Below are 24831 nucleotides of genomic sequence, written 5' to 3' on the forward strand. Positions count from 1 at the left end.
GTTCATAACCTGCTATTCTAGTCCTGATTAAAGAGTGTAGCGTCCCGAAGTTTAGGGAGCAAGAATACCTTCGTACTATAATTATTCTTTATTGAAAATCTCGTCCATTACATCTAGCATTATTTTGCAACCTTCTTTAATTTCTTCATTTGAAATGGTAAGCGGTGGCGTTATGCGGATTGCTGTTCCTTCAAAAAGTAACCAAAATAAAATAAGTCCTTTGTCTTGACATTTAAGAATCACTTCATTAGTAATATCAGCGCTTTTTGTCATTGCGGCCAGCATTAATCCTCGTCCTCGTACATCCTCTATCAAAGGATGTACCAAAAGCGATCTAAATAAGTTTTCTTTCTCAATGGCTTCATCCATCAAATTCGTCTCGGTAATTTCCTTCAAAGTCGCTAAACAGGCTGACGCTATGACAGGGTGACCACCAAATGTGGTGATGTGACCTAATTTAGGATTATCGCTTAATAAATCCATCCTTGAAGCCTCGGCAGTGAAGGCACCTACTGGCATTCCGCCACCCATTCCTTTGCCCATTACCAAAATATCTGGAACTACATCGTAATGTTGAAATCCGAATAATTTTCCTGTTCTTCCAAAACCAGGCTGAATTTCATCTAATATCATCATGGCACCTACTTCATCACAACGTTGACGTACTTTCTTGAGGAAATCATTATGCGGCTGAATAAATCCAGCACCTCCTTGAATGGTTTCTAAGATTATTCCAGCAGTTTTAGTTGTTATTTTTTCTAAGTCTGCTTCATTATTAAAAGTTATAAAGTCAACATCTGGTATAAGAGGACGAAAAACTTGTTTGCGCTCTTCAAATCCCATCACGCTCATAGAACCCATTGTATTTCCATGATACGCATTATGACAAGAAATTAATTGACTTCTACCAGTTGTTCTTCGCGCTAATTTTAAAGCGCCTTCAATAGCTTCTGTACCTGAATTTACTAAATAAGTTTTGTTCAATGTTGGTGGTAGGAGTGAAGCTAATAATTTGCAATATTCAACTGCTGGACTTTGCGAGTATTCGCCATAAACCATTACGTGAGAATATTTATCAAGTTGATTTTTTATAGCTTGATTTACTTTTGGATGCTGATGCCCCAGCGCGCAAGCAGAAACTCCAGCAACAAAATCTAAATATTTTTTATTATTTGTGTCGTAAATGTATGAACCTACCGCATGTGAAACTTCCATGCCTAAAGGATAAGGTGAAGTTTGTGCTTGATATTTTGTAAAATCAGTATTCACTTTTTTTATATTTAATGTTTTAAACTAATAACCGCTTAGAAAACTGTTATCATTTTATTTTTTTAGGCTTTGGTTTAGATTTTTTATCGTAATTCAAAGTTTCTTCTCTAATTTTCATTGGAGCATTGTCTTTTGCCGCAGTAGATTTTGACGCTTTAGCGGACTTATAAATGTCTTCACTTTCCTCAGGAGGAAAAATATCATCTTTTGTTTTTATTCTCTCGTCGCCACGCCACAATAATCCTCGAAGCTTACGGGCATTTTCTGGCAAATCTTTTTCAGGAAAAATATCACCATCAACTTGATTGAAAAATGTTATCGTTTCAATCTCATTTTTATTTAATAAAAGATTGATTTTGCTACTCACATTTTTATTGATGCCTATTAATTCTTGATCATCATTTCGCATATAAAAAATCACTTCTGCATTCTTAATTATATCGACGTCCCGTAATTTTCCTTCCTCAAATTTCCCATAAAGATTTTGGCCTTTTACTTGGTTGTAGCCAGTTCCTAATGTATCTTTTGAAACTATAAAAGTATTGTTGAGCACTTTAAGAGAATCTAACTTTTTAGAGTTGTTGTTTCCTATAAGATGCATAACGTCACCTGTAATTTGGCTTTCGCCATTCCATAATATAGGATTTCCTATCATTTTTGTCAAGGCAGTTTTAGAACTTGAATGTATCGAATCACATTTGCCGCTCATATCTGTTTTGTAAAAGCGTACATTATTAAAAGCTCTGATAATGCGGTTCCCTTCTTTGCCTGTAACCATTAATTTTTTTCCATGAATGTAGACGGAGTCATTTTCAACAAAATTGACAGCGACTGCTCTTTTAGTAACAAATACTGAATCTTGCTTTTTATACATTTCAGCATAATGGCCTTTAATAATACCTCTATTAATAGAATCTGTAATTTTCACATTTCGCGTTGCCGAAGCAAATTCTCTATTTCGATCGTAATACAAACTATCTCCTTTAATCACGCGATCATCGTACTTGATGTACGATTTGTTGAGGAAGTGAGCTAGATTTTTTTTAGTATCATAAAAACCTTTTTCAGTGTAAATGAAATTTGCTTTACTAGTAATTGTCGACGGTCCTAAAAGATAGGAATGTCCGGAGTTGCTAAAATAATCGAGATGATTTGACTTAATGACGTAAGTTGGATTTGTAATCGTAACTGCTGTTAGGAATTGAAACTTCTTCTGAGTGACGTAATACCGACCTGAATTACTTTGTAATATATTTTCTTTGTTGGTAATTGTTCCAGGAGTTTCGTAGAATGCTTCTTGTGTATTTCTATCAAAGTTAATTATTTCAGTTACTAGAGTTGCGTCTGGCGAACTCATAACAGCATCACCGGAAGCATATGCTTTTTTTAGATTACCATTATATTCAGCATATTTACTATTTAAAAATAAAGTATCGCCTTGTACCATTTGCACATTTCCAAAAGCTTTTATGTAATTCTCTTTCTGGAAATAATAAGCTTTATTGCAGGTCATTACAATTCCGTCATGATTTACACGAACGTTCCCAATAAGCAATAAAGCATCAGGAGTTTCTGTTTGATTTACATCTGCAAAATCAGAATTTTCAATAATAATTTTTTTCGGTGCTTGTGCCAAAATTAAATTGCTAGCAAATAACAAGAAACAATAACAAAGGGAAAAAAGTGATTTATTCAATGGATTTAATTTTTGTCAAATTTATGAAAAAGGATACAATCCTAATCCATATTAAGGTTTATTTATAATTGATCAAAAGCAATTACAATCATTTATAATTTACCGTCTTTACTGGTTTTTTCGAAAGAGGAAAAGAATGGACAATTTCGAACTAAATTCTAAATAATTGAAGATTAGATTTGAGTTACTTTCGATACTTTTAAATAGAAAATTTAGAAAAAAACTTTAGTACGAAAGAAGTGTTATTGCTATTTTAAATAATTGAATAAGAATGCTGTTAAGGAATGACTCTTATTTAAATTACAATCAGATTCTCGTATAGCAGAAGCGCATAAACTATTATAAAATACAAGTTTTGTGTTAGCTAATTATACTGCTAAAATTGATAATAGAATTTTTGAATAGTAAAAGAATAAACGTCTTCTTAATTTCCTTTAGAGCTAAAATAGAGTTACTAATTTAAATGTTAGTAATAATTGAAAAATTATTTTTTAACAGCACTTTCGTAATTCTCTTGTACTTTTTTCCAATTGATTAGAGTAAAAAAAGCATCGATATAATTTGCTCTTCTGTACTGGTAATCTAAGTAATACGAATGTTCCCAAATATCTAATGCCAAAATTGGAGTTCCTGGCATAGTAGCGTTTCGCATTAATGGATTATCTTGATTGTCAGTGCTGCTTACTTGCAACTTGCCTGAACGATCAATAATCAACCACACCCAACCAGAACCAAAATGCTTTGTAGCTTCATTTTTGAACATAGTTGTAAAGCGACCAAAAGATCCAAAGTCTCTAATAATAGCCTCTGCCAATGAACCACTTGCTTCACGAGCCGAATCCGGTCTCATGCATTTCCAGTACATAGAATGATTGTAAAATCCTCCTGCATTATTGCGAATCGCTTGGTCGTTAGGATCTAATTTAGCCAAAACCTCTTCAATTGTTAGGTTTTCTAGCGGAGTTCCTAAAACGGCTTTGTTTAAATTATTAGTATAAGTTAGATAATGTTTAGAATAATGCATTTCTAATGTAGTAGCAGATATGCTCGGAGCTAGTGCGTCATAAGTATACGGTAATTTCTCCATTTGAAAAGAACCCTCAATTGCTCTAACATCATCAGGAGATCCCATCACAGGTTTTTCCTCCACGGTTGTAGGTAATGGTACTTCAACGACTTCTATTAATTTCTTGTCATTACAAGCTTGTAAAAGTATAATCAGCAACAATGTTGGAATTAGTAAATAGGTCTTTTTCATCATTAGATTATTTTTTATATAACGAAAGTATCATTTCGATATATTGCTGCTTGGCTTCGTTTGAAGTGAGATGACTAATTTGCATCCAAGCGTTTGTTTTAAAAGCATCTCTCAAATGGAATGAAGGATTTTGTTTTAGATCCACGGTACCTTTAGTCGAATGTTTGTATAAAGCGTATAGTCGCAATTGTACATCCTGCGGTAAAGAAGCTTGTGTCATATTCGACGCTATTTCAACAGCTTCTAGAAATTGAGTATCTAAATCTTTTTCGGTCATTATTTTTTTGTTGCTATAACTGTTTTTCCTCCTACTGCTGTTTCATTTAAGGTAACATTGATAGGAGTTCCTAATGGTAAAAAAATATCAACTCTTGAACCAAATTTGATAAAACCAGCATCAGTACCTTGAATGACTTGCATACCTACTTCAGCGTAATTAACTATTCGGCGTGCTAATGCTCCAGCGATCTGGCGGTATAGAACTTCACCAAAACTGTTATTCTCAATAACAATAGTAGTTCTTTCGTTTTCTTCACTAGCTTTTGGATGCCAAGCCACTAAAAATTTACCAGGATGGTATTTACTAAATTTCACTAAACCACTCAAGCCATAACGCGTAACGTGTACATTTATAGGTGACATGAAAATTGATATTTGTAAGCGCTTGTCTTTAAAATATTCTCCCTCGTATATTTCTTCGATCACAACAACTTTACCGTCAACTGGTGCAAGAATTTGATTCTCGTTGATGATAACAGTTCTTTTTGGGTTTCTAAAAAATTGTAAAATAATAACTAGAAGCAATAATGCTGCAATTTGAACGGCCATTTTTAGCCAGTTCGTGTCAATAAAATAATCAGACAATAAAAGTACAATAGCAGTAAAAATCGTTCCTAATAAAATCGATTGGGTTCCTTCTTTATGAAACATAGTTTAAAATTTGATAAAACAAAAAAATTATTGGTGCTACAAATATAACACTATCTAAACGATCTAGTATGCCTCCGTGGCCAGGCATTATACTTCCGCTATCTTTTACACCAGCTATTCGCTTGAATTTAGATTCAATTAAGTCTCCAATTGTACCTACAATTCCAACGATAACTGCAATTGATGTCCATATCAAGATCGAACGATCGCTGTGTTCTGGGCTCGCTTTTATGTAATACTTAGATATCATGTAACCAGCTAAAACTGCAAAAACAATTCCGCCTAAGAAGCCTTCAACGGTTTTCTTAGGTGATATTCTTTCGAATAATTTAGTTCTACCTATTGATTTACCTACGATGTACGCAAATGTATCGTTTGTCCAAACCAATATAAAAAGTCCTATAATAATCTTTGGGTTGTAGTCTTGTACTCCAAAAGAAATTTTGGTTATAAAGATAAAGGGTAATATTATGTAGCCTATTAAATATAGGTATTTTGAAGAATTGCTTATTTTCTGAATACTATCGTAAAACAAAAACAGTATTGCTTTAAGAGAAACAACTAATGCTATCACTAACAGTATTATATCTAACTGATGAATGTTAAAGGAAATATCAATATCAGTATTGAAAATTTCATCAATCCATTGTTTAGTCAGCTTATTGTAATGGCTCAATAAAGTGACAGCGGTGTATAACGTAATTCCTAAAATTATTGGAAACACTTTTCCAATTTGAACAAGATTACAAAACTCGTAAATTGCTATTGCCAGAAATATACCGAAAAGAATAAAAAAAGTTTCTGTCGAATATAAAATGGATGCCAGTAACAATAAGATATATACAGCTCCTGATATACCTCGTTTTAGAGTTTCATTCATCTTAAAGATCTTCTAAGAGCAATAAATATAGGTTTTTAGCAGTGCTTCCGTATTGTGTGAAATCTTCTTCTTTAGCTTTTTCGAAATATTTTATCGTTGTGATATTAGTGGGATAGTCCGTTTCGTACTTCTTTTTAATTACACTCAATAAATCACTTTTAGCGCCAATAATTTGACTAGTCTTAGCTAATATAATAATATTCGCGGGAAGTTCGTGCGGTTTATTTTGCTTTATTTGCTTAGATGAAAACAGTATAGAACCTTCATCAGCTATTAAGTTTTCACAAGTAGCATACAAAAATTTTGGATCTGCACTTTTACTGTAATCCAATTTATTGTCATCAAGGATCGAAAACAAATCAGGGTTGTAGCATAGAACTTTACTCTCAAACCAGTCATTTTCTTCTAGGATATTTTCAAACTGCTCTTTTACTTCTTCAAGATTTTCACAGTATAAAAACTTACCTCCATTTTTTTTAAAATTGAAAATAAATATCTCGTCAATTGATTTGTTGCTTTCAGTAAATGACTCGTTAGATTCATTTGCTTTATCTTCATCAGAAGCAGGATTGATTGAACCAAAAAATTTTCTAAAAAGACTCATACACTTTTAAACTACTTGATTTATTATTTGAAAACGTCCAAAGATAAAAAAATCTTAATTCAAAAGTTGTTTTTGAATTAAGATTTTCTAAATAATTAAATATTGGTATTTTATTTATGAAACTACTTCTTCGAGATTTTTATCCCATGTTCTTTTACCGAAAATAGCTTCTAAGTCATCTTTAAAAATAACTTCTTTTTCGATCAAGATATCAGCAAGTTGGTTCAACTTATCTTTATTTTCTTCTAAGATTGCAATCGCTCTTGTGTACTGACCTTCAATCAAATCAGAGATTTCAGCATCGATTACTTTAGCAGTTTCATCAGAATATGGTTTAGAGAAATTGTACTCACTTTGTCCTGTTGAATCATAATAAGTAACGTTTCCTATTTTTTCGTTCAATCCGTAAATTGTTACCATTGCACGAGCTTGACGCGTTACTTTTTCTAAATCGCTTAAGGCTCCTGTAGAAATTCTATCAAAAGTTACTTTTTCTGCGGCTCTTCCACCCATTGTTGCACACATTTCGTCTAACATTTGATCTGTTCTTACGATTTGTCTTTCTTCAGGAAGATACCAAGCCGCTCCTAAACTTTGTCCACGAGGAACAATTGTTACTTTGATAAGAGGCGCAGCATGTTCTAGCATCCAACTTACAGTTGCATGACCCGCTTCGTGGATTGCAATTGCTCTTTTCTCTTCAGGTGTAATAATTTTATTTTTCTTTTCGAGACCACCAATAATTCTATCTACTGCATCCAAGAAATCTTGTCTGTCAACAGCAGTTTTATTATGTCTTGCTGCAATTAAAGCAGCTTCGTTACAAACATTAGCTATATCAGCACCAGAGAAACCTGGGGTTTGTTTTGCTAAGAAATCAAGATCTAAACCTTCTACTTTTTTAATAGGAGCTAAGTGCACTTGGAAAATTTCAGCTCTTTCTCTGATATCTGGCAAGTCAACAAATATTTGTCTATCAAAACGTCCTGCACGCATTAAAGCTTTGTCAAGAACATCGGCTCTGTTGGTAGCAGCTAAGACTATTACGTTAGAATTGGTACCAAAACCATCCATTTCTGTTAGTAATTGGTTCAATGTATTCTCACGCTCGTCATTTCCACCTGACATATTACTTTTTCCTCTTGCTCTACCTACTGCATCAATTTCATCAATAAAGATAATAGCTGGAGATTTTTCTTTAGCTTGTTTGAACAAATCACGTACACGTGATGCTCCTACACCCACAAACATTTCAACAAAATCAGAACCTGATAAAGAGAAGAATGGTACTTGTGCTTCACCGGCAACGGCTTTAGCTAATAATGTTTTACCAGTTCCTGGAGGTCCTACAAGTAGAGCACCTTTTGGTATTTTACCACCTAGATTAGTATATTTTTCAGGGTTTTTTAAGAACTCTACAATCTCTTGTATTTCTTCTTTTGCACCTTCTAAACCAGCAACATCTTTGAATGTAGTTTTGATATCTGTTTTTTCATCAAAAAGTTTTGCTTTAGATTTTCCAATGTTGAAAATCTGTCCGCCACCACCTGCGCCACCACCAGACATTTTTCTCATAATGAAGATCCAAACAGCGATGATAATTATAATAGGTAAAAGACTAATTAAAATATCAGACCAATTGTTTTTAGGTAAGAAATTAAAATCTTTTAATTTTTTCTCTTCAACTGCTTTTTCCAATTTATTTTGGAAAATTTGATCGTTACCAATATCAAATTTATAGTGCGGTCCTTTGTTAGCTCTATCAAAAACATCTTTAGAAACTTTCTTGTGTGCAGCATCTTTCAATGCAGCAGCTGTCAAAAAGACTTCAGCTTCTGTTTTGTTATAAACAATAACCTTTTCGATTTGACCTTTTTCTAAATAGTCGTTAAATTTTGATGAAGTCAACTGTCCTGGTTCATCTATACTAGAACCTCCAGTTATAAAAGTTATAAATAAGAAAATAAGTAAGATTGCAGCATAAATTAACCACGGACTTACTTTAAACTTATTTGGAGTTGGATTATTTTCTTTAGCCATTACTACGGATTATGTGTCTTTAGTATTTGTTTTCTATGGTTGTTATTTTAGCATCGCCCCATAAACTTTCGATGTTGTAATATTCTCTAATGTGCTTTTGGAAAACATGTACTACAATATTTACGTAATCTATAAGTACCCATTCTGCATTGTCCGTTCCTTCAACATGCCATGGCTTGTCTTTCAATTCTTTTGAAACTATTTTTTGGATGGAGTTTACGATGGCGTTAACTTGTGTGTTGGAATTACCGTTGCAAATAACGAAATAGTCGCATACTGCTGTATCTATTTCTCTTAAATCTAGGATAGTAATGTCATTTCCTTTTACTTCTTCGATTCCGTTAATGATATTCGCTAATAGGATGTCATTGTTTATAGTCTTTTTGGCCATGAATTATTTTTATATAAGTTTGTAAAGTTACCATTTTTTGTCATTATTTTTGAACCTTAACATAATATTAAATTCTGTTTACAAAAAACGTATCATGAAACTAATCAAACTCGATGCCATAGATTCGACAAACGAGTTCTTAAAAGGCTTGTCAAGTAAGCAAAATATTGAAAACTTTACTGTTGTAAGTGCTGAGAATCAATTCAAAGGCAAAGGTCAAATGGGTGCCGTATGGTCGTCTGAGGCAAGTAAAAACTTAGTAATGAGTATTTTGATTAAGGATTTCCTATGTGATATAACTCAAATTTTCAATCTAAATATAGCAGTTTCTCTCGCTGTAATGGAGGCTTTAGAATCGCTAAATATTCCGAATCTTTCTATAAAATGGCCTAACGACATAATGTCATACAATAAAAAAATAGGTGGCATTTTGATCGAAAACGTTATAAAAAGTGACGGCACAATTAATTCAGTAGTTGGTTTAGGATTAAATGTAAATCAAATTAATTTTGAAAACTTACCTAAAGCGTCTTCTATGGCGGTTATAGCAGCAAAACAATTTAACAAAGAAGAAGTTCTTTTAAAAGTGGCTGAAAATATTGAGAAAAATGCTGCAACTGGGAAAAAAGATGCAGCGATTTTATGGGAGAAATATGTTTTTAATTTATATAAAAGAGGAATACCTATGGCGTTTTCGAATGCGAAGAATATAAAATTTATGGGTATTATTCATGGGATATCTGCTATTGGGAAATTGCAAGTTTTACTCGAAGATGATTTTATTTGCGAATATGATATCAAAGAAATTCAAATGCTATATTAAAAACTTGAGCTTAAATACAATATTCAGGATTCAAGATTATAAAGTATTGACATTATTAAATAAAAAAAAACAGAGAAAAGAATTACACTTGTATGTAAATCTTTTCTCTGTTTTTTTTAATACTATTTTGTAAACTACAGCTTGTGCATGTTGCTTGCTAAAGTTTCAATAAACTTTCCAATAGGTCCTTTGATCATCATTGCCATCATTGGGTTGAAATCACCTTCAAAATCTAATTTAACATCACTTGAGCTATCTGAAATGCTATCAATATTAGCAATCAAAGTAAAAGGTAATTTATCGCTCGCAGCTCCCAGAACTACTTTACTTGGCGCTACTTTTTCCTTCATTTTTAATTTGATTTCTGGCATGCCTTTTAACCCAAAGATGAAAGCATCGTCACCAATAACTTCAAATTTTGCTATATTTTCCGGCATTAATTTTCCGAAATTTTTGACGTCAGTCAACAAATCAAATAATTCTTGCGCTGATTTTTGAACGGTAACTTTTGGACTTTCTAAGTTCATTATTTTATGTTTTTGTATTTAAACTTCAATGGTCCAAGTGGACGGACTCACATTCCATTCTCTTAATGTTTGTTCTTCTTCTTCAGTAATATATCTTTTAGCTACAGCCAAATTCAATAAGTTTGAGTAATTACTTAAGGTATATAAATCAACATTTGCCGCTTTAAAATTTTCCTCCGAAACACCAAATCCATAAGTGAATATTGCTGCCATTCCTTTTACATTCGCACCTGCTTCACGTAAAGCTGCAACAGCCATTAAACTGCTGTTTCCAGTACTGATTAGATCCTCTACAACAACAACGTTTTGTCCTTTTTGTAAAAACCCCTCAACTTGATTTTGTCTTCCATGCTTTTTAGCTTCTGGACGAACATACACGAAAGGCAATCCCAAGCTTTCCGCTACAAGAATACCAATTCCTATCGCTCCTGTGGCAACACCGGCAATAACATCTGGTTTTCCAAATTGTTTCTCAATATTTTTCGAAAATTCATCTCTGACATAATTTCTTACTGCTGGAAATGAGAGAATTAATCGGTTATCACAATAAATTGGCGATTTCCATCCCGAAGCCCATGTAAAAGGATTTCTTGGATTCAATTTAATTGCATTTATTTGCAAAAGGAATTCGGCTGTTTTTTCGGCTGTATCTTTATTAAAAATCATAGTACAAATGTATAAAGTTTTTGTTAACGACAAGCCACTTTTTTTGACAAATCACATCTCTAAGGAGACAGATTTTCAATTATTTCTGTTAGAGAGTATTGATATAGAACAACTTATAGTTAAAATATTTCAAAATAAAATTAATAAAGCTTATTTGTATCATCCTGATGAGAGCTTGATTATGAAGACTTTAAAAGCTAAAATCCCTGTCTGTAAAGCCGGCGGTGGTTTAGTTTACAATAAAAAAGGGGAAGTGTTATTTATCTTTAGAAATGGGAAATGGGACTTACCTAAAGGTGGTATCGAGAAAGGTGAGGAAATTGAAGATACTGCTATGCGTGAAGTAGAGGAGGAGACTGGTGTAAATGGTCTTTCTATTTCTCACAAATTACAAAAGACCTATCACGTTTTTAGAAGAAACGGAAAATATAAATTAAAGATTACGCACTGGTTCGAAATGCAATCTGATTTTGAAGGAACACCTCAAGGGCAACTAGAAGAAGGAATCGAAAAAGTGGCTTGGTTAAATCCAGAGCAAATTAAAGAAGCATTAAAAAATTCTTATGAGAATATAAAACTGCTTTTTGAGGAAGAAGCTATTGTGAAATAATCTGTTTTATCATTTTAAAAATTGATTTAATTGTAAACGCAAACGCCACTAATTTTAACTTACTGAAAGTTAAAAATTAGTGGTGTTTGCGTTTTTTAAGAAATATCTTTTAAATTATGTCTATCGATTATTTTAAAATTCTAAAGACTGGATATTGTAAATGAGCGGATTCATAATACACTGAATGTTTGTAAACCCAATTTAATTGTGCCGAAGGGCTCTTTCCAAAGTCGCTGTCACTCTGTTTTTTTTGCTCGAATTCTAATTTTAATTTCGGATTGTCTTTCAATATTTGAGTAGCAGTATCTTCAAAAACATAATCCGAATAGCCTTCCTTTTGCTGTAAAATAGTGTCGAAAAAGTTCCAGTTAAAGAACGAATCAGTGGCCTCTGGTTCGAGAGTTTCCAGCAAGTATTTAATACCTTTTTGAGTTGTTTTGATAATATAATCACCTTTGACGAAAGCCACTTTCTTAATTTGCGACGTTGTAGTGGTATTACTATGTAAATAATGTCCTTCATAAGCTGAATTCGAAGTGTTAAAGTCGGCAATTTTATAGCTTTCAACTTCAATTATAGTATCCTGTTTTAGTTGTTCCATTATGACTCCATTGCTTTTTAGTAAGTCGATAACAGGCCAAAATCCTCTTGGAATAACGTAGGCTGCTGGTATCGTAATTTCTTTGGTGGACTTATATTCTTTGCTGAAAGGGACGTCTTTTTTGTAAGGTTTAGTTCGGTCATAAAAGAGTCTTTTTCCGGAAGTTACCTCACTTTTTTTGTAAGTACCTTCAAAACCAAGAAAAGAAAACGGAACTACTTTGGTAGTATCAATTTCCCACTTAATAGTATATGATTTTTGTGGTTTATATTGTTCCTCGTTATTTAAACGTAATTGTTTAATTTCCTTAAAATTAATGTCAGTAAAATTAATCGCAGATTTCATATACTCATAAGTAACTTTGACGCGCTCTGCATATTTTTTCAGCATATGGGTCTCCACCACAAAACCTATGGTATTGAATAAAGAAGTATATCCTGTTGCATATCTAGGACTTTCAAAAAACTGAGCAAAACCTTTATCAGGTGTATCTGAAAATGCGTTTACATAAGGAGTCGTTTCAATCCCTTTTTTTTGTAAATCTGTGACTAAAGCAGGCATCATTTTGGTATCTAAAAAATTACCTAAAACAGTTCCTAATTTGTTATGTTGCGTCATTATGTAAGTCAATTTATACTGGTAATCAGCACCATTGCTAACATGATTGTCAATAAAAACATCAGGATTTATTTTGTGGAATATCTCGACAAAACTTTTTGTATTTCTAGTATCTGATTTGATAAAATCGCGATTCAAGTCGTAATTTCTAGCATTTCCTCTAAAACCATAGATTTCCGGACCGTCTTGATTCGCTCTAGAATTTGAATTTCTATTTAAAGCGCCTCCTATATTGTAGACTGGAATACATACAATTACGGTATTTTTTGGAGCTTTTATTTTCCCTATAGCCAAATCTCTAAACAGCTGCATACTAGCATCAATTCCATCAGGTTCACCTGCATGAATTCCGTTATTCAATAAGATTATTGCTTTATTTTTTTGGATTTCTCCAAAGTCAAATTGCTTTTCAGGATTAAAGATCACAATGTGCAATGGCTCGCCGCTATCCGTTAATCCCATTTCTTGCATTTCGATTGTTGGGAAATCTTTTGCTAGAAGTTTGTAATATGCTATTGTTTCCTGATAGCTTCCTGACTGATTTCCATTTCCTTTTTCGAAAAAAGTATCATATTTATTTGTTTTTTGCGCCAACAGACTTATGGAAAATAGTAAAAAAAAGAAAGTGCAAAATCTCATAATTTAGTTTTTATATTGAGTATCAAATGTAGCTATTTTTAGACAATATTTTAACAGTTTAGTTGTGTTCAAAGTAGGCTATTTAAAACAAATGAAAGTTTAAAAATTTAAAATTACCTTTGCACAAATTAAAAAAATGAATAAGAAACACCATTCCAACAATATACTTTTGAATTTAGGCATTGAAAGTCTGAACGAAATGCAAGAAGTTGCTCAAGACGCAATACTAAATGATAATAATGTTCTTTTACTTTCGCCAACAGGTTCTGGTAAGACTTTAGCTTTTTTATTGCCAGTTTTAGAAATGTTGCAACCGGAAATACAGTCCGTGCAGTGTTTAATTTTAGTTCCATCACGCGAATTAGGATTACAGATTGAGCAAGTTTGGAAAAAAATGGGTACTGATTACAAAGTAAATGTGTGCTACGGCGGACACTCTATTGACACAGAAATTAAAAATTTAAGTAATCCACCAGCAGTTCTACTAGGAACTCCAGGAAGAATTGCTGATCATATTGACAGAGGAACTTTTCGTCTGGATAAAATCCAAACTTTAATTTTGGATGAGTTTGATAAATCATTACAATTGGGTTTCCATGAGCAAATGTCATTTATCATAGGTAAATTAACAAAACTGAACAAACGTGTTTTGGTTTCGGCGACTTCAGACATTGAGATTCCAAGATATACACGTGTAGTCAACCCAACGATTCTTGATTTTATTCCAGAAAACGAACAGGAATCAAATCTTTCCACGAAAATGGTCGTTTCTAAAGAAAAGGATAAAATAGGCAGTTTGTTCAACTTAATTTGTTCTTTGAAATCAGAATCGGCAATTGTTTTTTGTAATCATCGTGATGCTGCAGAACGCATAAGTGACACTTTAAACGAAAAAGGAATTTATGCGACGTACTACCATGGTGGCATGGATCAGGATGAAAGAGAACGTGCTTTAATTCAATTTCGCAACGGAAGTGTAAGTTATTTAATCACAACTGATTTAGCAGCTCGTGGACTTGACATTCCTGAAATGAATAATGTAATCCATTATCATTTGCCGGCCAAGGAAGATGAGTTTACTCATAGAAATGGTAGGACAGCTCGCATGTTATCCTCAGGAACAGCGTATATAGTGGCGCATGAAAGTGAGAAAAAAGCAGATTATTTAGACTATGGAATGCCCGTGTTTAATGTTGAAAACAATGTGTCTTTACCAAAACCGCCTCAATTCCAAACGATCTATATCAGCGGTGGAAAGAAAAACAAATTAAATAAAATTGACATCGTAGGTTTCTTTTCTCAAAAAGGTAATCTTGAAAAAGGCGATTTAGGATTAATTGAAGTAAAAGATTTCATCTCTTTCGCAGCCGTTAAATTCAATAAAGTTAAAGACTTATTGCAAGCGATTAAGGATGAAAAAATGAAAGGCAAGAAATTTAAGATTGAAGTAGCGAGAAAAGTAATTAAGAAGGAAGAGGAGTAGAGCAGTGTTCAGTGTTCAGTGTTCAGTTTTGGAAAGTGTTGAGTTCTTAGATAGAAGAGTGTTCAGTTTTTAGTTTTGAAAAGTCTTCATTGTTCAGTTAATCATATTTGACTGTGCTACTTATTTAAGGTTTATTATTTATTTTGTCATGCTGGAAGCATTCCTACAAAGTTGCTCAATAATGTTGATTCAGCCTTCACTGTACAACTGGAGTTGTATTTATTGTTTGAAAGGGAATGGTAATTTTCGTTTTTACTTTGTCATGCTGGAAGCATCTCCATAACGTTGCTCAATAGCGTTGAGACGCTTCCAGCGTGACAACTGGAGTTGTATTTATTTTTACAAAGGAATGATAATTTTCATTTTTACTTTGTCATGCTGGAAGCATCTTTACAAAGTTGCTCAATATTGTTGAGGCGCTTCCAGCGTGACAATTGGAGTTTATTTATTGATAAATAAAAGAACGCAGAAGTTTTAGAGATTAAAATCTCTACTTATATATCTTCACATTAAAATGCCGTTAGCAAGAGATAATTCTTTTGCTAGCGGTTTTTTTTAACTTCAATTTTGTCATGCTGGAAGCATCTCGGTAAAGTTGCTCAATAGTGTTGAGAGTCTTCCAAAGTGACAATTGGATTTGCATTTATTGTTCAAAAGAGAATTATAATTTTCGTTTTTACTTTGTCATGCTGGAAGCATCTTTACAAAGTTGCTCAATATTGTTGAGGCGCTTCCAGCGTGACAATTGGAGTTTATTTATTGATAAATAAAAGAACGCAGAAGTTTTAGAGATTAAAATCTCTACTTATATATCTTCACATTAAAATGCCGTTAGCAAGAGATAATTCTTTTGCTAGCGGTTTTTTTTAACTTCAATTTTGTCATGCTAGAAGCATCCCGACAAAGTTGCTCAATAGTGTTCAAACGCTTCCACCGCAACAATTAAAGTCGCATTTATTGTTACAAAGGAATGATAATTTTCGTTTTTACTTTGTCATGCTGAAAGCATCCCTACATAGTTGCTCAATAGTGTTGAGACGCTTCCAGCGTGACAATTGGATTTGCATTTATTGTTCAAAAGAGAATTATAATTTTCGTTTTTACTTTGTCATGCTGGAAGCATCTTTACAAAGTTGCTCAATAGTGTTGAGACGCTTCCAGCGTGACAATTGGAGTTTATTTATTGATAAATAAAAGAACGCAGAAGTTTTAGAGATTAAAATCTCTACTTATATATCTTCACATTAAAATGCCGTTAGCAAGAGATAATTCTTTTGCTAGCGGTTTTTTTCAACTTCAATTTTGTCATGCTAGAAGCATCCCGACAAAGTTGCTCAATAGTGTTCAAACGCTTCCACCGCAACAATTAAAGTCGCATTTATTGTTACAAAGGAATGATAATTTTCGTTTTTACTTTTTCATGCTGGAAGCATCTTGGTAAATTTGCTCAATAGTGTTGAGACGCTTCCAGCCTGACAACTGGAACTGCATTTATTGTTAATGAGGGATTATTAATCTTTGTTTTCACTTTATTATGCTGAAAGCATCTCTATAAAATTGTTCAATAATGTTGAGACGCTTACGGCGTCACAAGTGTATTTACTATTTTTGTTGGAAAAGAAAATAAAAAAGCGTTAGCAGTCTAAATTTAAACTGCTAACGCTTTTTTTAATATTTACTCAGAACTGAACACTTAAAAATGATCGCTCAAAAACTGACCACCGAATACTAAATTTTATGTTTTCTTCACGTATTGCGTAATAATCACAATCGTTTGTCCATCAACTTTTCCTTCAATATATTCTGCATTTTCATGATCTAAACGGATGTTACGAACTGCAGTTCCTTGTTTAGCAACCATACTTGAACCTTTCACTTTTAAGTCTTTAATTAAAACCACTGAATCTCCAGTTTCTAGGATAACTCCGTTGCTATCGCGGTGTATTATTTTATTTTCCTCGTCTTCTCCTTCTCCTGTTGCTTGTGCCCAAGCCAAGTTATCTTCATCTAAATACATCTGATCTAGCAATTCTTGAGGCCATCCTGCAGCACGTAAACGACTTAACATTCTCCAAGCTACAACTTGCACTGGAACTTGCTCGCTCCACATACTGTCATTTAAACATCTCCAATGGTTTAAATCTACATTGTCAGGGTTTTCAATTTGATCAATACAAGTACCGCAAGCCATAATGCTTTCGTCAAGTCCACCTTTCTTTGTTGGAAGTACTTCGTATACTTTTAAGTTTTCGGTTGCACCACAAAGTTCACATTTCGATCCACTGCGTTTGCTTAATTCTCTTTCTAGGCTCATTATATGTTGTATTTATTTTAGGCGAAATTACTGTTTAAAGATAGTCTTCGCAAATTATTGTAGTTTTGATTGTTTATCTACACAAGTCGTCTGAATATTGATCGTGCAATGATTAATTAAGTTCTGTTTGAAAAAAATAATGAGACGCTTCCAGCGTGACAAATAAACTAACTAAGATTTATTCTACGACTTTCAAACTATTTTACTCTGACAGCATCAGGAACTAATAATTCATATTGTCCGCCGTTACGAAGAACATCTCTCACAATACTTGAGCTAATGTATGATGTTTTTGCAGCTGTTAATAAAAAGACTGTTTCTATTTTAGCCAAGCGTCTATTAGTGTGTGCAATTGCTTTCTCAAATTCAAAGTCGGCGGGATTGCGTAAACCACGAAGAATAAAGTTAGCCTTTATTTTATGGCATAAATCTATTGTCAATCCTTCGTAAGTAATTACAGAAACTTTTGGTTCGTCTTTAAAAGTTTCCTCAATGAATCGCTTTCTTTCTTCAAGTGAAAACATGTATTTCTTTTCGGCATTGACACCAATAGCAATTACGATTTCATCAAAAAGTGAAATCGCTCTTTTGATTATGTCTTCATGACCTAAAGTAATTGGGTCAAAAGATCCCGGGAATATTGCTTTTCTCATCTTTTATAATACTGTAATTGTGAACAAATTTGATGTTCAATTATGTTTTTCGAATCGTCTTTATCGCTTCAACCCATTCTGTTTTATTACAAACTTTACAAGTTGCAATTCCTGCGTTTTGAGATTCTGTATTGCCACAGAATGTGCAAGAATATATTCCATCTTCGGGGATAATAGTACTTTTTCTATTAAACAAGAATGGTAGAATGGGTAATCCTGGTTTAACGTTTTCGTCCTCATAATAAAAAACGCTTATATCACCACTGGTTTCCATAAATGCGTTTCTTACTTGTCCTAAATGCTCTATAGATTTCAAACGCAGTTCAGAAAAAAACTCATCTTGCGCCAAACTTTCTTTTTTAAAAGTAGTGATCGAAAATTCTCCTTCACTTATTAAACATTCCGTTTTTCCTTCTACGAATTCTTCAAATTTTTTGCTCTTTCCTGTAAGCCAAGTGACCAATCGATATAAAACAATAATCACCGTAAATACAGTAATTGCTGGAACTATACCTACATCATCGTAAAACATGGGATCTCCTGCTGCTGATCCTAAAGCAATAATAATTACGGTTTCAAAAACCGACAATTGTTTCACGCCGCGTTTTCCTGCAATTTTTAACGTCAGCAATAAAACGATAAACATTATTGTCGAACGAAAAATAACTTCTAAAAGAAATGATTCTGGTAAACCGTTAAATAACAATCTGTTCCATTCAAAGATTTCTTTCATAACAGCAATTTAATTGTTTAAAGCTAGTTCGATAGCATTACTAAATAAATCTTCTAGTGAAATTCCGGCTGCTTGTGCTTGCTGTGGAATCAAACTTTCAGTTGTCAATCCCGGAATAGTATTCATTTCTAGCATAAAAGGCTCGCCATTTACTATAATAAATTCACTTCTAGAGAAGCCTTTCATTTTTAAAACTTCATAAGCTCGTTTTGCTATTTCGCCTACTTTTTCAGTCATTTCATCTGAGATTCTGGCTGGTGTAATTTCTTGAGATTTACCAAGATATTTCGCTTCATAATCGAAAAAATCATTTTCAGAAACAATTTCAGTGATTGGTAAAACAGTTACTTTTCCTTTGTAATTGATGACTCCAACAGAAACTTCGGTGCCGTCAAGGAAACTTTCTATAATGATTTCGTTGTCCTCTTTATAAGCGATTTCAATAGCAATAGGTAATTCAGCAGCGGTTTTTACTTTAGAAATTCCGAAACTCGATCCTGCTTTATTAGGTTTAACAAAACAAGGCAAACCCACTTTAGCTACAATTTCGTCTTTATTGATTTTGTCACCTTTGTTTAAGTAGTACGAAGTCGCCGTTTTGATTCCGTACGGTTTTAAAACAGACAATAAATCGCGTTTGTTGAAGGTTAATGCCGCCTGATAATAATCACATGATGTTTGAGGGATATTTAAAAGTTCGAAGTACGCTTGCATTAATCCGTCCTCTCCTGGTGTACCATGAATAGCATTAAAAACGCAATCAAAACTTATTTTATTTCCTTGAACAGTTGTTGAAAAATCATTTTTGTCAATAGGAAATTCCGCGTCATCAGCATCGACGTATACCCATTTCTCTTTAAAAATGTGGATGCGGAATGGATTGTATTTTGTTTTATCCAGAAATTCGTAAACTACGTTTCCGCTGATTAGTGAGATTTTATATTCGCTGGAATATCCGCCCATGATGATGGCAATGTTCTTCATTTTTAAAATATATAAGTTATGAAAACGATTCGTTTTTTAGCCCCGATAGAAGTGAAAATCCCACGCTTTTGGGCGTGGATTGTAACGAATAGCGGGAAACAGCTCCTAAAATCCATTAGTATTAATCTTAAAAAGCATTAAACAAAATTATCATTTTTTTTGAAACGAAATAGCTTTATCTTTGCGACATATAAAAATAAATTTATGAGTTTACGTAAGTATCTTACTAGCCGTGTTTTTTTAGTGCAAGTATTAATTGCTTTTGCCATTTTAGCCACATTGATTTACCTGTTTATGCACTGGTTGACTTTTACAACTGATCATGGTCACGAAATTGCAGTGCCTGATTTGCGTAAGCTTACCGAGGAGCAAGTGCAAAGCAAATTAGATGATTTGGATTTAGATTATGTGCTACTAGATAGCGTAGATTATAGAAGTGAATTTCCTCAATTTAGCGTGGTGGAGCAAGATCCTACGCCTGGAACTATGGTTAAAGTAGGTCGAAAAATATACATCAAAATCAATACTTCTGGGTTTTCATCTGTTAGGATTCCTGATTTAATTGAAAAAACGTATCGTGAAGCAGTGCCAACATTGAAAGCACTAGGACTTGATGAAGGAACTGTAACTTACGTTCCTAATTTAGGTAAGGATATGGTGCTAGAAATGCGTTTTAAAGGACGAAACCTGAAAGTAGGCGATAGAGTTCTTAAATCATCTAAAATTGATTTGGTTTTAGGCGACGGAAAAATGAGTTACCAGGAAGAAGAAAATGCTGCGGATACGATAACTGCGCCAATAGAATAAACACCATTTAATGAACAATACTGTAGATACAATAGATTTAGAAGACGAGTTATATGAACATTTTAGATTTGAAGTTCCTAAGGGCCAAGCGGCTTTGCGAATTGATAAATACTTGATGGGATTAATCCAAAATGCGACTCGCAATAAAATACAAACTGCCGCAACTGAAGGAAATATCTTTGTAAATGATGCGACAGTAAAATCAAATTACAAGGTAAAAGCTAATGATGTAGTTCGTGTGATGCTTACTCATCCTCCTTATGAAAATCATATTATTCCAGAGAATATTCCGCTGGATATTGTTTACGAAGACGATACTTTGCTGTTGATAAACAAATTACCTGGAATGGTAGTGCATCCTGGTCACGGGAATTACACGGGAACTCTAGTTCATGCGCTTGCATATCATTTTGATAACTTGCCAATGAATAGCAGTGAGCGTCCGGGATTAGTGCATAGAATTGATAAAGACACTTCAGGGTTATTAGTTATTGCTAAAACTGAAGCTGCTATGACGCATCTTGCTAAACAGTTTGAAGCTAAAACTTCTGAGAGGGAATATGTAGCTTTAGTTTGGGGAAATGTAGTGGAAGATCAAGGAACGATTGAAGGGAACTTAGCGCGTCACTTGAAAGATCGCATGCAAATGGCTGTTTTTGCTGATCCAGAAATAGGGAAACCTGCTATTACTCATTATAAAGTTTTAGAACGTTTTGGGTATGTGACTTTGATTTCGTGCCAACTAGAAACGGGTAGAACACATCAGATTCGCGCGCATTTAAAGCACATAGGACATCCTCTTTTTAATGACGAGCGTTATGGTGGTCATTTAATTTTGAAAGGAACTACGTTTACTAAATACAAGCAATTTATAGACAACTGTTTCAAAGCGTTACCAAGGCAAGCCTTGCATGCTAAAACTCTTGGATTTGTACATCCTACAACGGGAGAATTAATGCGTTTTGATACAGAACTTCCAAAAGATTTAGAAGACTGCATTGAAAAATGGAGAAATTACTCGAAGTCTCACGGGACTGATCAAGTAGAAGATTAATATTAGAAAAGCTCCGTAAAGGGGCTTTTTTTTATGGCTTTTGTAGCGGATTTCTCTTTATCCAAATTTAGCTTTCTAGCATCTTTTAAATTTAATTACGCAATTTAAATAGATTAGAAACGTTAAAATATATAATTTTCACATCTTATTCAATTGTAGAGAGTAATATCTCTTTTGATTTTATATAAATAATTTTCATTTAGGTTTTTTATATGACACATAAAAATTTTGCTTTTTTAAAATTGAAAACAGTTTTAACTTTCATAGTAATACTGTTTTGTACTCAAGCTTATTCCTCTTCTATAATAGGAGTGTGTGCAAAGTCGGAATATACTATGAATGGTAAAGACACTTTAATTGCTACATTTAAAAAAGATGTTCCGCTAAGAGATAAAATTATCAATTTTGGAAGAGGATTGTTAGGAACGCCTTATGTGACAGCGGGATGCAGTGCTAAAGGTTTTGATTGTTCTGGATTTGTCTATTTTATCTTTAATCAATTTAATATCAAAGTTCCACGGAGCTCTTCACAGTTTAAAAATTTTGGGAAAGAAATTGCTATTGACGAAGTTCAAAAAGGAGATATATTACTGTTTTTAAGTCCGACCAGAAATGTTGTAGGTCATGTAGGTGTTGTCACAAATCCAAAAGGCTTGGATAGTGATTTTATACACGCCTCTTCAGGTAGAGAAATGAAAGTTATGATCACTAGTTTAAAAAAACCTGGTTATGCAAAAAGATTTGTAAAAGCAGTACGGGTTTTGTAATTTGGATATAATTGTATTGTGTAGTCATTCTTTTTCTTTCCGAATGTGATTGATAAAGTAAAATTCTCTGGCAATTAAGATTAAAATGAAAAGCGAAATCTTTTTAAATTTAAAACAACAAATAGAGATGTTTTATTTTGATTAAACTTGTTGTTAAGTATAACTTCAAACACTATTTCTACTTTCAATAGTTTAACTGTAGCGTATTCTGTGTTTTTAATTTTTTAAATTATTCTTTTTTTAAAAGTTTGTAAAAAGTATAAACCTCCGCAAATGCCGTTCTGAAAAAGACTATTTACGAAGGTTATTTTTATTAGTAAGCCTAAAACGTTGCTGATATTCTTTAAAATGATTACAATTGTTTTACTAATTTTTCTATAAAGGAATTACACAAACAATCCTTCCACACTCAAATAATGTTCTCCAGTATCATAACAAAATGTCAATATTTTTGAGTTTTCAGGAATTTCACTTAACTTTTTAGCTACAGCGGCTAAAGATGCTCCAGAAGAAATACCAACAAACATTCCTTCCTCTTTTGCGGCTCTTTGTGCGTAGGTGAAAGCTTCGTCTTTGCTCACTTGAATGCTTCCATCTAATAAATCAGTATGTAAATTTGCAGGAATAAATCCAGCGCCAATTCCTTGAATAGGATGCGGACCAGGTTTTCCACCGTTGATAACAGGAGAATCTTCTGGTTCTACCGCGAAAACTTTAAGATTTGGAAAATGTTGTTTTAATATTTCAGCACAACCAGTAATGTGACCACCAGTTCCTACGCCTGTTATTAAATAATCCAATCCATCAGGAAACGCCTTGATAATTTCTTGAGCAGTAGTCTTTTTGTGGATATCGATGTTTACTTGATTTTCAAATTGCAGTGGCGACCAAGCATTTTTTAATTCGCTTACTAATTCATTAGCTTTTGCGATTGCACCGTTCATTCCTTTTTCGCGAGGCGTTAAAACAAATTCTGCGCCATACAAACTCATTAGTCGGCGTCTTTCAATTGACATTGATTCAGGCATAACTAGAATCAGTTTATAACCTTTTACAGCTGCTACCATAGCGAGTCCAATTCCTGTGTTACCTGAGGTAGCTTCAATAATAGTTCCGCCTTCTTTGAGTAATCCTTTTTCCTCGGCATCTTCGATCATTGCTAGAGCAATTCTATCTTTAATGCTGGCTCCTGGATTTGCTCGTTCTAGTTTGATCCAGACGTTTTGATTATCTCCAAATAATCTATTTATTTTTACATGTGGCGTGTTGCCTATCGTTTCGAGAATATTATTGTATTTCATAATTATTATATTGAGAAAAAATTTATTTCTTTTATTTCTTTTTGGTTCAAAATCGTGTTTTTGTTAGACTGCATCACAAATGAGTAAGGATTCAGACTTTTGGTCACAAAAGTATTTCCGCCTATGATACTGTGATTTCCTATTATTGTGCTTCCGCCAAGTATTGTTGCATTAGCATAAATAATTACATGATCTTCTACCGTAGGATGTCGCTTTTTTTCTTGCATGCTTTTTTCAACTTGCAAAGCTCCTAGAGTTACACCTTGATAAATACTAACATGTTTTCCTATTGTTGTAGTTTCACCAATCACAATACCAGTTCCATGATCGATAATGAATGGCACGCCTATAGTTGCTTTTGGGTGAATGTCGATTCCTGTTTTACTATGTGCATATTCTGTTAGTATACGAGGCAGAAGGCAATTAGTTAAAGTAGAAATAGCGTTGGCGATGCGATAGACTTCTATCGCAAAAAAACCAGGGTACGAGTTGATAATTTCCTGAATACAATCTGCGGCAGGATCAGTATCCAATATAGCTTGCGCATCTTGTTGCATCGATGAATACAAAGTAGGAAGCTGGACGTAAAAAGAGTCTGCTACTGCGCGACTCTTAGAAGTAGTATCATCTTTATTGATTTCAGTCAGAATAGCGATGAAACGTGTTTTATTTTGTTCTAGTAACAATTCAATTTGTACACTATCTAAAGCTTTCTCCGGAAATATTATTCTAAATAAATCGTCAAGCCAACTTATAATTTTCGAAGAGTCGATAGCTCTAATCCACTTTTCTTGTTGGTTTTGATGAAGTATATTTGCAAAGTCAGTAGTGTTAGTATTCATTTATTTTCATATTTAGAGAGTAAAATAACTCAGAATACAAAGATAGTTTACAATTGGAATCTTTTTTGGCACGATTTGTAAAATATTGTTAAGATTTTAGATGTTTTTAAAACCCAGGATTATGTTATAATCCATTTAAGAAATAGAAGAATACCCGTTGGGTGTAATTAATTGATTTGTATTTTAATATTATTTATTGGTCTGTTAAATATGAACTTATTAATATATTGAATCATAGTTAGAGACGTTATTTTTGCTAAAATTCGGGTTTTAAATCCATCAAAAGACTTAGCGTAATTATTTCTAATTTTGAATTGGTCGCATAATTGAGAGAACAGCGT

24 protein-coding genes and 1 pseudogene are annotated in these 24831 nt (G+C 33.3%); 6 read left to right on the forward strand and 19 right to left on the reverse strand.

Features of this window, described 5'->3' with window-relative positions; all coding sequences use genetic code 11:
- Positions 1-81: 81 nt before the first annotated feature.
- From RCH19_RS10720 to rsfS, 9 genes are all read right to left on the reverse strand, one after another.
- On the reverse strand, positions 82-1269 hold the full coding sequence (locus RCH19_RS10720; RefSeq protein ID WP_343023218.1) for an aspartate aminotransferase family protein: 1188 nt from the start codon (positions 1267-1269) through the stop codon (positions 82-84).
- Positions 1270-1318: 49 nt separating this feature from the next.
- Entirely contained in the window at positions 1319-2905 is a 1587-nt protein-coding gene (locus RCH19_RS10725) for an OstA-like protein (RefSeq protein WP_343023219.1), read from the reverse strand.
- A 544-nt stretch (positions 2906-3449) separates the two neighbouring features.
- A complete protein-coding gene (locus RCH19_RS10730) occupies positions 3450-4226 on the reverse strand; it encodes a superoxide dismutase (protein WP_343023220.1) in 777 nt (258 codons plus the stop codon).
- A gap of 4 nt (positions 4227-4230) precedes the next feature.
- Positions 4231-4500: an acyl-CoA-binding protein gene (locus RCH19_RS10735; protein ID WP_121924390.1), complete on the reverse strand. Its 270-nt coding sequence runs from the start codon at positions 4498-4500 to the stop codon at positions 4231-4233.
- On the reverse strand, positions 4500-5153 hold the full coding sequence (locus tag RCH19_RS10740) for a phosphatidylserine decarboxylase family protein (protein ID WP_343023221.1): 654 nt from the start codon (positions 5151-5153) through the stop codon (positions 4500-4502). The genes RCH19_RS10735 and RCH19_RS10740 overlap by 1 nt, the downstream gene beginning before the upstream one ends.
- Positions 5143-6033 carry a phosphatidate cytidylyltransferase gene (locus RCH19_RS10745; RefSeq protein ID WP_343023222.1) on the reverse strand — a complete coding sequence of 297 codons (891 nt, stop codon included), beginning with the start codon at positions 6031-6033 and terminating at the stop codon, positions 5143-5145. The genes RCH19_RS10740 and RCH19_RS10745 overlap by 11 nt, the downstream gene beginning before the upstream one ends.
- 1 nt (position 6034) lies before the next feature.
- Positions 6035-6637: a lactate utilization protein B/C gene (locus RCH19_RS10750; RefSeq protein ID WP_343023223.1), complete on the reverse strand. Its 603-nt coding sequence runs from the start codon at positions 6635-6637 to the stop codon at positions 6035-6037.
- Between the two features lie 114 nt (positions 6638-6751).
- Entirely contained in the window at positions 6752-8677 is a 1926-nt protein-coding gene (ftsH, locus tag RCH19_RS10755; protein ID WP_343023224.1) for an ATP-dependent zinc metalloprotease FtsH, read from the reverse strand.
- A 19-nt stretch (positions 8678-8696) separates the two neighbouring features.
- The gene (gene rsfS, locus RCH19_RS10760) at positions 8697-9068 is read right to left on the reverse strand and encodes a ribosome silencing factor (protein WP_121924395.1); all 372 of its coding nucleotides are present in this window, start codon (positions 9066-9068) and stop codon (positions 8697-8699) included.
- Between the two features lie 94 nt (positions 9069-9162).
- Between rsfS and RCH19_RS10765 the strand changes: the two genes are divergently transcribed.
- Positions 9163-9891, forward strand: coding sequence for a biotin--[acetyl-CoA-carboxylase] ligase (locus tag RCH19_RS10765; protein ID WP_343023225.1), 729 nt, complete (start codon positions 9163-9165; stop codon positions 9889-9891).
- Positions 9892-10025: 134 nt separating this feature from the next.
- Here the strand turns inward: RCH19_RS10765 and RCH19_RS10770 are convergent, their stop codons facing one another.
- Both RCH19_RS10770 and pyrE read right to left on the reverse strand, forming a co-directional pair.
- Complete coding sequence (locus RCH19_RS10770; protein WP_121924397.1) at positions 10026-10418, reverse strand: SRPBCC family protein; 393 nt, start codon at positions 10416-10418, stop codon at positions 10026-10028.
- A gap of 18 nt (positions 10419-10436) precedes the next feature.
- Positions 10437-11084 carry an orotate phosphoribosyltransferase gene (pyrE, locus tag RCH19_RS10775; protein ID WP_121924398.1) on the reverse strand — a complete coding sequence of 216 codons (648 nt, stop codon included), beginning with the start codon at positions 11082-11084 and terminating at the stop codon, positions 10437-10439.
- A 7-nt stretch (positions 11085-11091) separates the two neighbouring features.
- Here pyrE and RCH19_RS10780 point away from each other — a divergent pair, with 7 nt between their 5' ends.
- Positions 11092-11694 (forward strand): NUDIX domain-containing protein, encoded by a 603-nt coding sequence (locus RCH19_RS10780; RefSeq protein WP_343023226.1) that lies wholly within the window; start codon positions 11092-11094, stop codon positions 11692-11694.
- Positions 11695-11821: 127 nt separating this feature from the next.
- Here the strand turns inward: RCH19_RS10780 and RCH19_RS10785 are convergent, their stop codons facing one another.
- Positions 11822-13552 (reverse strand): M14 family metallopeptidase, encoded by a 1731-nt coding sequence (locus tag RCH19_RS10785; protein ID WP_343023227.1) that lies wholly within the window; start codon positions 13550-13552, stop codon positions 11822-11824.
- Between the two features lie 136 nt (positions 13553-13688).
- Here RCH19_RS10785 and RCH19_RS10790 point away from each other — a divergent pair, with 136 nt between their 5' ends.
- On the forward strand, positions 13689-15035 hold the full coding sequence (locus tag RCH19_RS10790) for a DEAD/DEAH box helicase (protein WP_343023228.1): 1347 nt from the start codon (positions 13689-13691) through the stop codon (positions 15033-15035).
- A gap of 1735 nt (positions 15036-16770) precedes the next feature.
- On the opposite strand, the gene RCH19_RS10795 is transcribed toward RCH19_RS10790, so the two are convergent.
- The 4 genes from RCH19_RS10795 to RCH19_RS10810 form a co-directional block, all read right to left on the reverse strand.
- Positions 16771-17349, reverse strand: coding sequence for a PhnA domain-containing protein (locus RCH19_RS10795; protein WP_343023229.1), 579 nt, complete (start codon positions 17347-17349; stop codon positions 16771-16773).
- Between the two features lie 197 nt (positions 17350-17546).
- Complete coding sequence (gene coaD / locus RCH19_RS10800) at positions 17547-18002, reverse strand: pantetheine-phosphate adenylyltransferase (protein ID WP_121924403.1); 456 nt, start codon at positions 18000-18002, stop codon at positions 17547-17549.
- Positions 18003-18042: 40 nt separating this feature from the next.
- Positions 18043-18735: a YetF domain-containing protein gene (locus RCH19_RS10805; RefSeq protein ID WP_343023230.1), complete on the reverse strand. Its 693-nt coding sequence runs from the start codon at positions 18733-18735 to the stop codon at positions 18043-18045.
- Positions 18736-18744: 9 nt separating this feature from the next.
- On the reverse strand, positions 18745-19719 hold the full coding sequence (locus RCH19_RS10810) for a D-alanine--D-alanine ligase (protein WP_343023231.1): 975 nt from the start codon (positions 19717-19719) through the stop codon (positions 18745-18747).
- 204 nt (positions 19720-19923) lie between these two features.
- Here RCH19_RS10810 and RCH19_RS10815 point away from each other — a divergent pair, with 204 nt between their 5' ends.
- From RCH19_RS10815 to RCH19_RS10825, 3 genes are all read left to right on the forward strand, one after another.
- Complete coding sequence (locus RCH19_RS10815) at positions 19924-20526, forward strand: PASTA domain-containing protein (protein ID WP_121924406.1); 603 nt, start codon at positions 19924-19926, stop codon at positions 20524-20526.
- Positions 20527-20536: 10 nt separating this feature from the next.
- Positions 20537-21580 carry an RluA family pseudouridine synthase gene (locus tag RCH19_RS10820; protein WP_343023232.1) on the forward strand — a complete coding sequence of 348 codons (1044 nt, stop codon included), beginning with the start codon at positions 20537-20539 and terminating at the stop codon, positions 21578-21580.
- A gap of 242 nt (positions 21581-21822) precedes the next feature.
- Positions 21823-22347, forward strand: a complete 525-nt coding sequence (locus tag RCH19_RS10825; protein WP_343023233.1) for a C40 family peptidase — start codon at positions 21823-21825, stop codon at positions 22345-22347.
- Between the two features lie 386 nt (positions 22348-22733).
- Here RCH19_RS10825 and cysK read toward each other — a convergent pair whose 3' ends face one another.
- The 3 genes and pseudogenes from cysK to RCH19_RS10840 form a co-directional block, all read right to left on the reverse strand.
- Positions 22734-23648 (reverse strand): cysteine synthase A, encoded by a 915-nt coding sequence (gene cysK / locus RCH19_RS10830; RefSeq protein WP_343023234.1) that lies wholly within the window; start codon positions 23646-23648, stop codon positions 22734-22736.
- Between the two features lie 5 nt (positions 23649-23653).
- Positions 23654-24490, reverse strand: a complete 837-nt coding sequence (locus RCH19_RS10835; RefSeq protein WP_343023235.1) for a serine acetyltransferase — start codon at positions 24488-24490, stop codon at positions 23654-23656.
- Between the two features lie 167 nt (positions 24491-24657).
- A pseudogene (locus RCH19_RS10840) lies at positions 24658-24831 on the reverse strand (IS982 family transposase); the annotation flags it as partial.

The organism is Flavobacterium sp. PL12 (assembly GCF_039123485.1).
In the GTDB taxonomy this organism is placed as follows: Bacteria; Bacteroidota; Bacteroidia; order Flavobacteriales; family Flavobacteriaceae; genus Flavobacterium; species Flavobacterium weaverense.

Excerpts from the sequence above, each read along its gene's own strand:
- RCH19_RS10730 (WP_343023220.1), bottom strand. The coding sequence starts at position 4,226 with ATGATGAAAAAGACCTATTTACTAATTCCAACATTGTTGCTGATTATA.
- RCH19_RS10735 (WP_121924390.1), bottom strand. The coding sequence starts at position 4,500 with ATGACCGAAAAAGATTTAGATACTCAATTTCTAGAAGCTGTTGAAATA.
- RCH19_RS10740 (WP_343023221.1), bottom strand. The coding sequence starts at position 5,153 with ATGTTTCATAAAGAAGGAACCCAATCGATTTTATTAGGAACGATTTTT.
- RCH19_RS10745 (WP_343023222.1), bottom strand. The coding sequence starts at position 6,033 with ATGAATGAAACTCTAAAACGAGGTATATCAGGAGCTGTATATATCTTA.
- RCH19_RS10750 (WP_343023223.1), bottom strand. The coding sequence starts at position 6,637 with ATGAGTCTTTTTAGAAAATTTTTTGGTTCAATCAATCCTGCTTCTGAT.
- ftsH (WP_343023224.1), bottom strand. The coding sequence starts at position 8,677 with ATGGCTAAAGAAAATAATCCAACTCCAAATAAGTTTAAAGTAAGTCCG.
- rsfS (WP_121924395.1), bottom strand. The coding sequence starts at position 9,068 with ATGGCCAAAAAGACTATAAACAATGACATCCTATTAGCGAATATCATT.
- RCH19_RS10765 (WP_343023225.1), top strand. The coding sequence starts at position 9,163 with ATGAAACTAATCAAACTCGATGCCATAGATTCGACAAACGAGTTCTTA.
- RCH19_RS10770 (WP_121924397.1), bottom strand. The coding sequence starts at position 10,418 with ATGAACTTAGAAAGTCCAAAAGTTACCGTTCAAAAATCAGCGCAAGAA.
- pyrE (WP_121924398.1), bottom strand. The coding sequence starts at position 11,084 with ATGATTTTTAATAAAGATACAGCCGAAAAAACAGCCGAATTCCTTTTG.
- RCH19_RS10780 (WP_343023226.1), top strand. The coding sequence starts at position 11,092 with ATGTATAAAGTTTTTGTTAACGACAAGCCACTTTTTTTGACAAATCAC.
- RCH19_RS10785 (WP_343023227.1), bottom strand. The coding sequence starts at position 13,552 with ATGAGATTTTGCACTTTCTTTTTTTTACTATTTTCCATAAGTCTGTTG.
- RCH19_RS10790 (WP_343023228.1), top strand. The coding sequence starts at position 13,689 with ATGAATAAGAAACACCATTCCAACAATATACTTTTGAATTTAGGCATT.
- RCH19_RS10795 (WP_343023229.1), bottom strand. The coding sequence starts at position 17,349 with ATGAGCCTAGAAAGAGAATTAAGCAAACGCAGTGGATCGAAATGTGAA.
- coaD (WP_121924403.1), bottom strand. The coding sequence starts at position 18,002 with ATGAGAAAAGCAATATTCCCGGGATCTTTTGACCCAATTACTTTAGGT.
- RCH19_RS10805 (WP_343023230.1), bottom strand. The coding sequence starts at position 18,735 with ATGAAAGAAATCTTTGAATGGAACAGATTGTTATTTAACGGTTTACCA.
- RCH19_RS10810 (WP_343023231.1), bottom strand. The coding sequence starts at position 19,719 with ATGAAGAACATTGCCATCATCATGGGCGGATATTCCAGCGAATATAAA.
- RCH19_RS10815 (WP_121924406.1), top strand. The coding sequence starts at position 19,924 with ATGAGTTTACGTAAGTATCTTACTAGCCGTGTTTTTTTAGTGCAAGTA.
- RCH19_RS10820 (WP_343023232.1), top strand. The coding sequence starts at position 20,537 with ATGAACAATACTGTAGATACAATAGATTTAGAAGACGAGTTATATGAA.
- cysK (WP_343023234.1), bottom strand. The coding sequence starts at position 23,648 with ATGAAATACAATAATATTCTCGAAACGATAGGCAACACGCCACATGTA.
- RCH19_RS10835 (WP_343023235.1), bottom strand. The coding sequence starts at position 24,490 with ATGAATACTAACACTACTGACTTTGCAAATATACTTCATCAAAACCAA.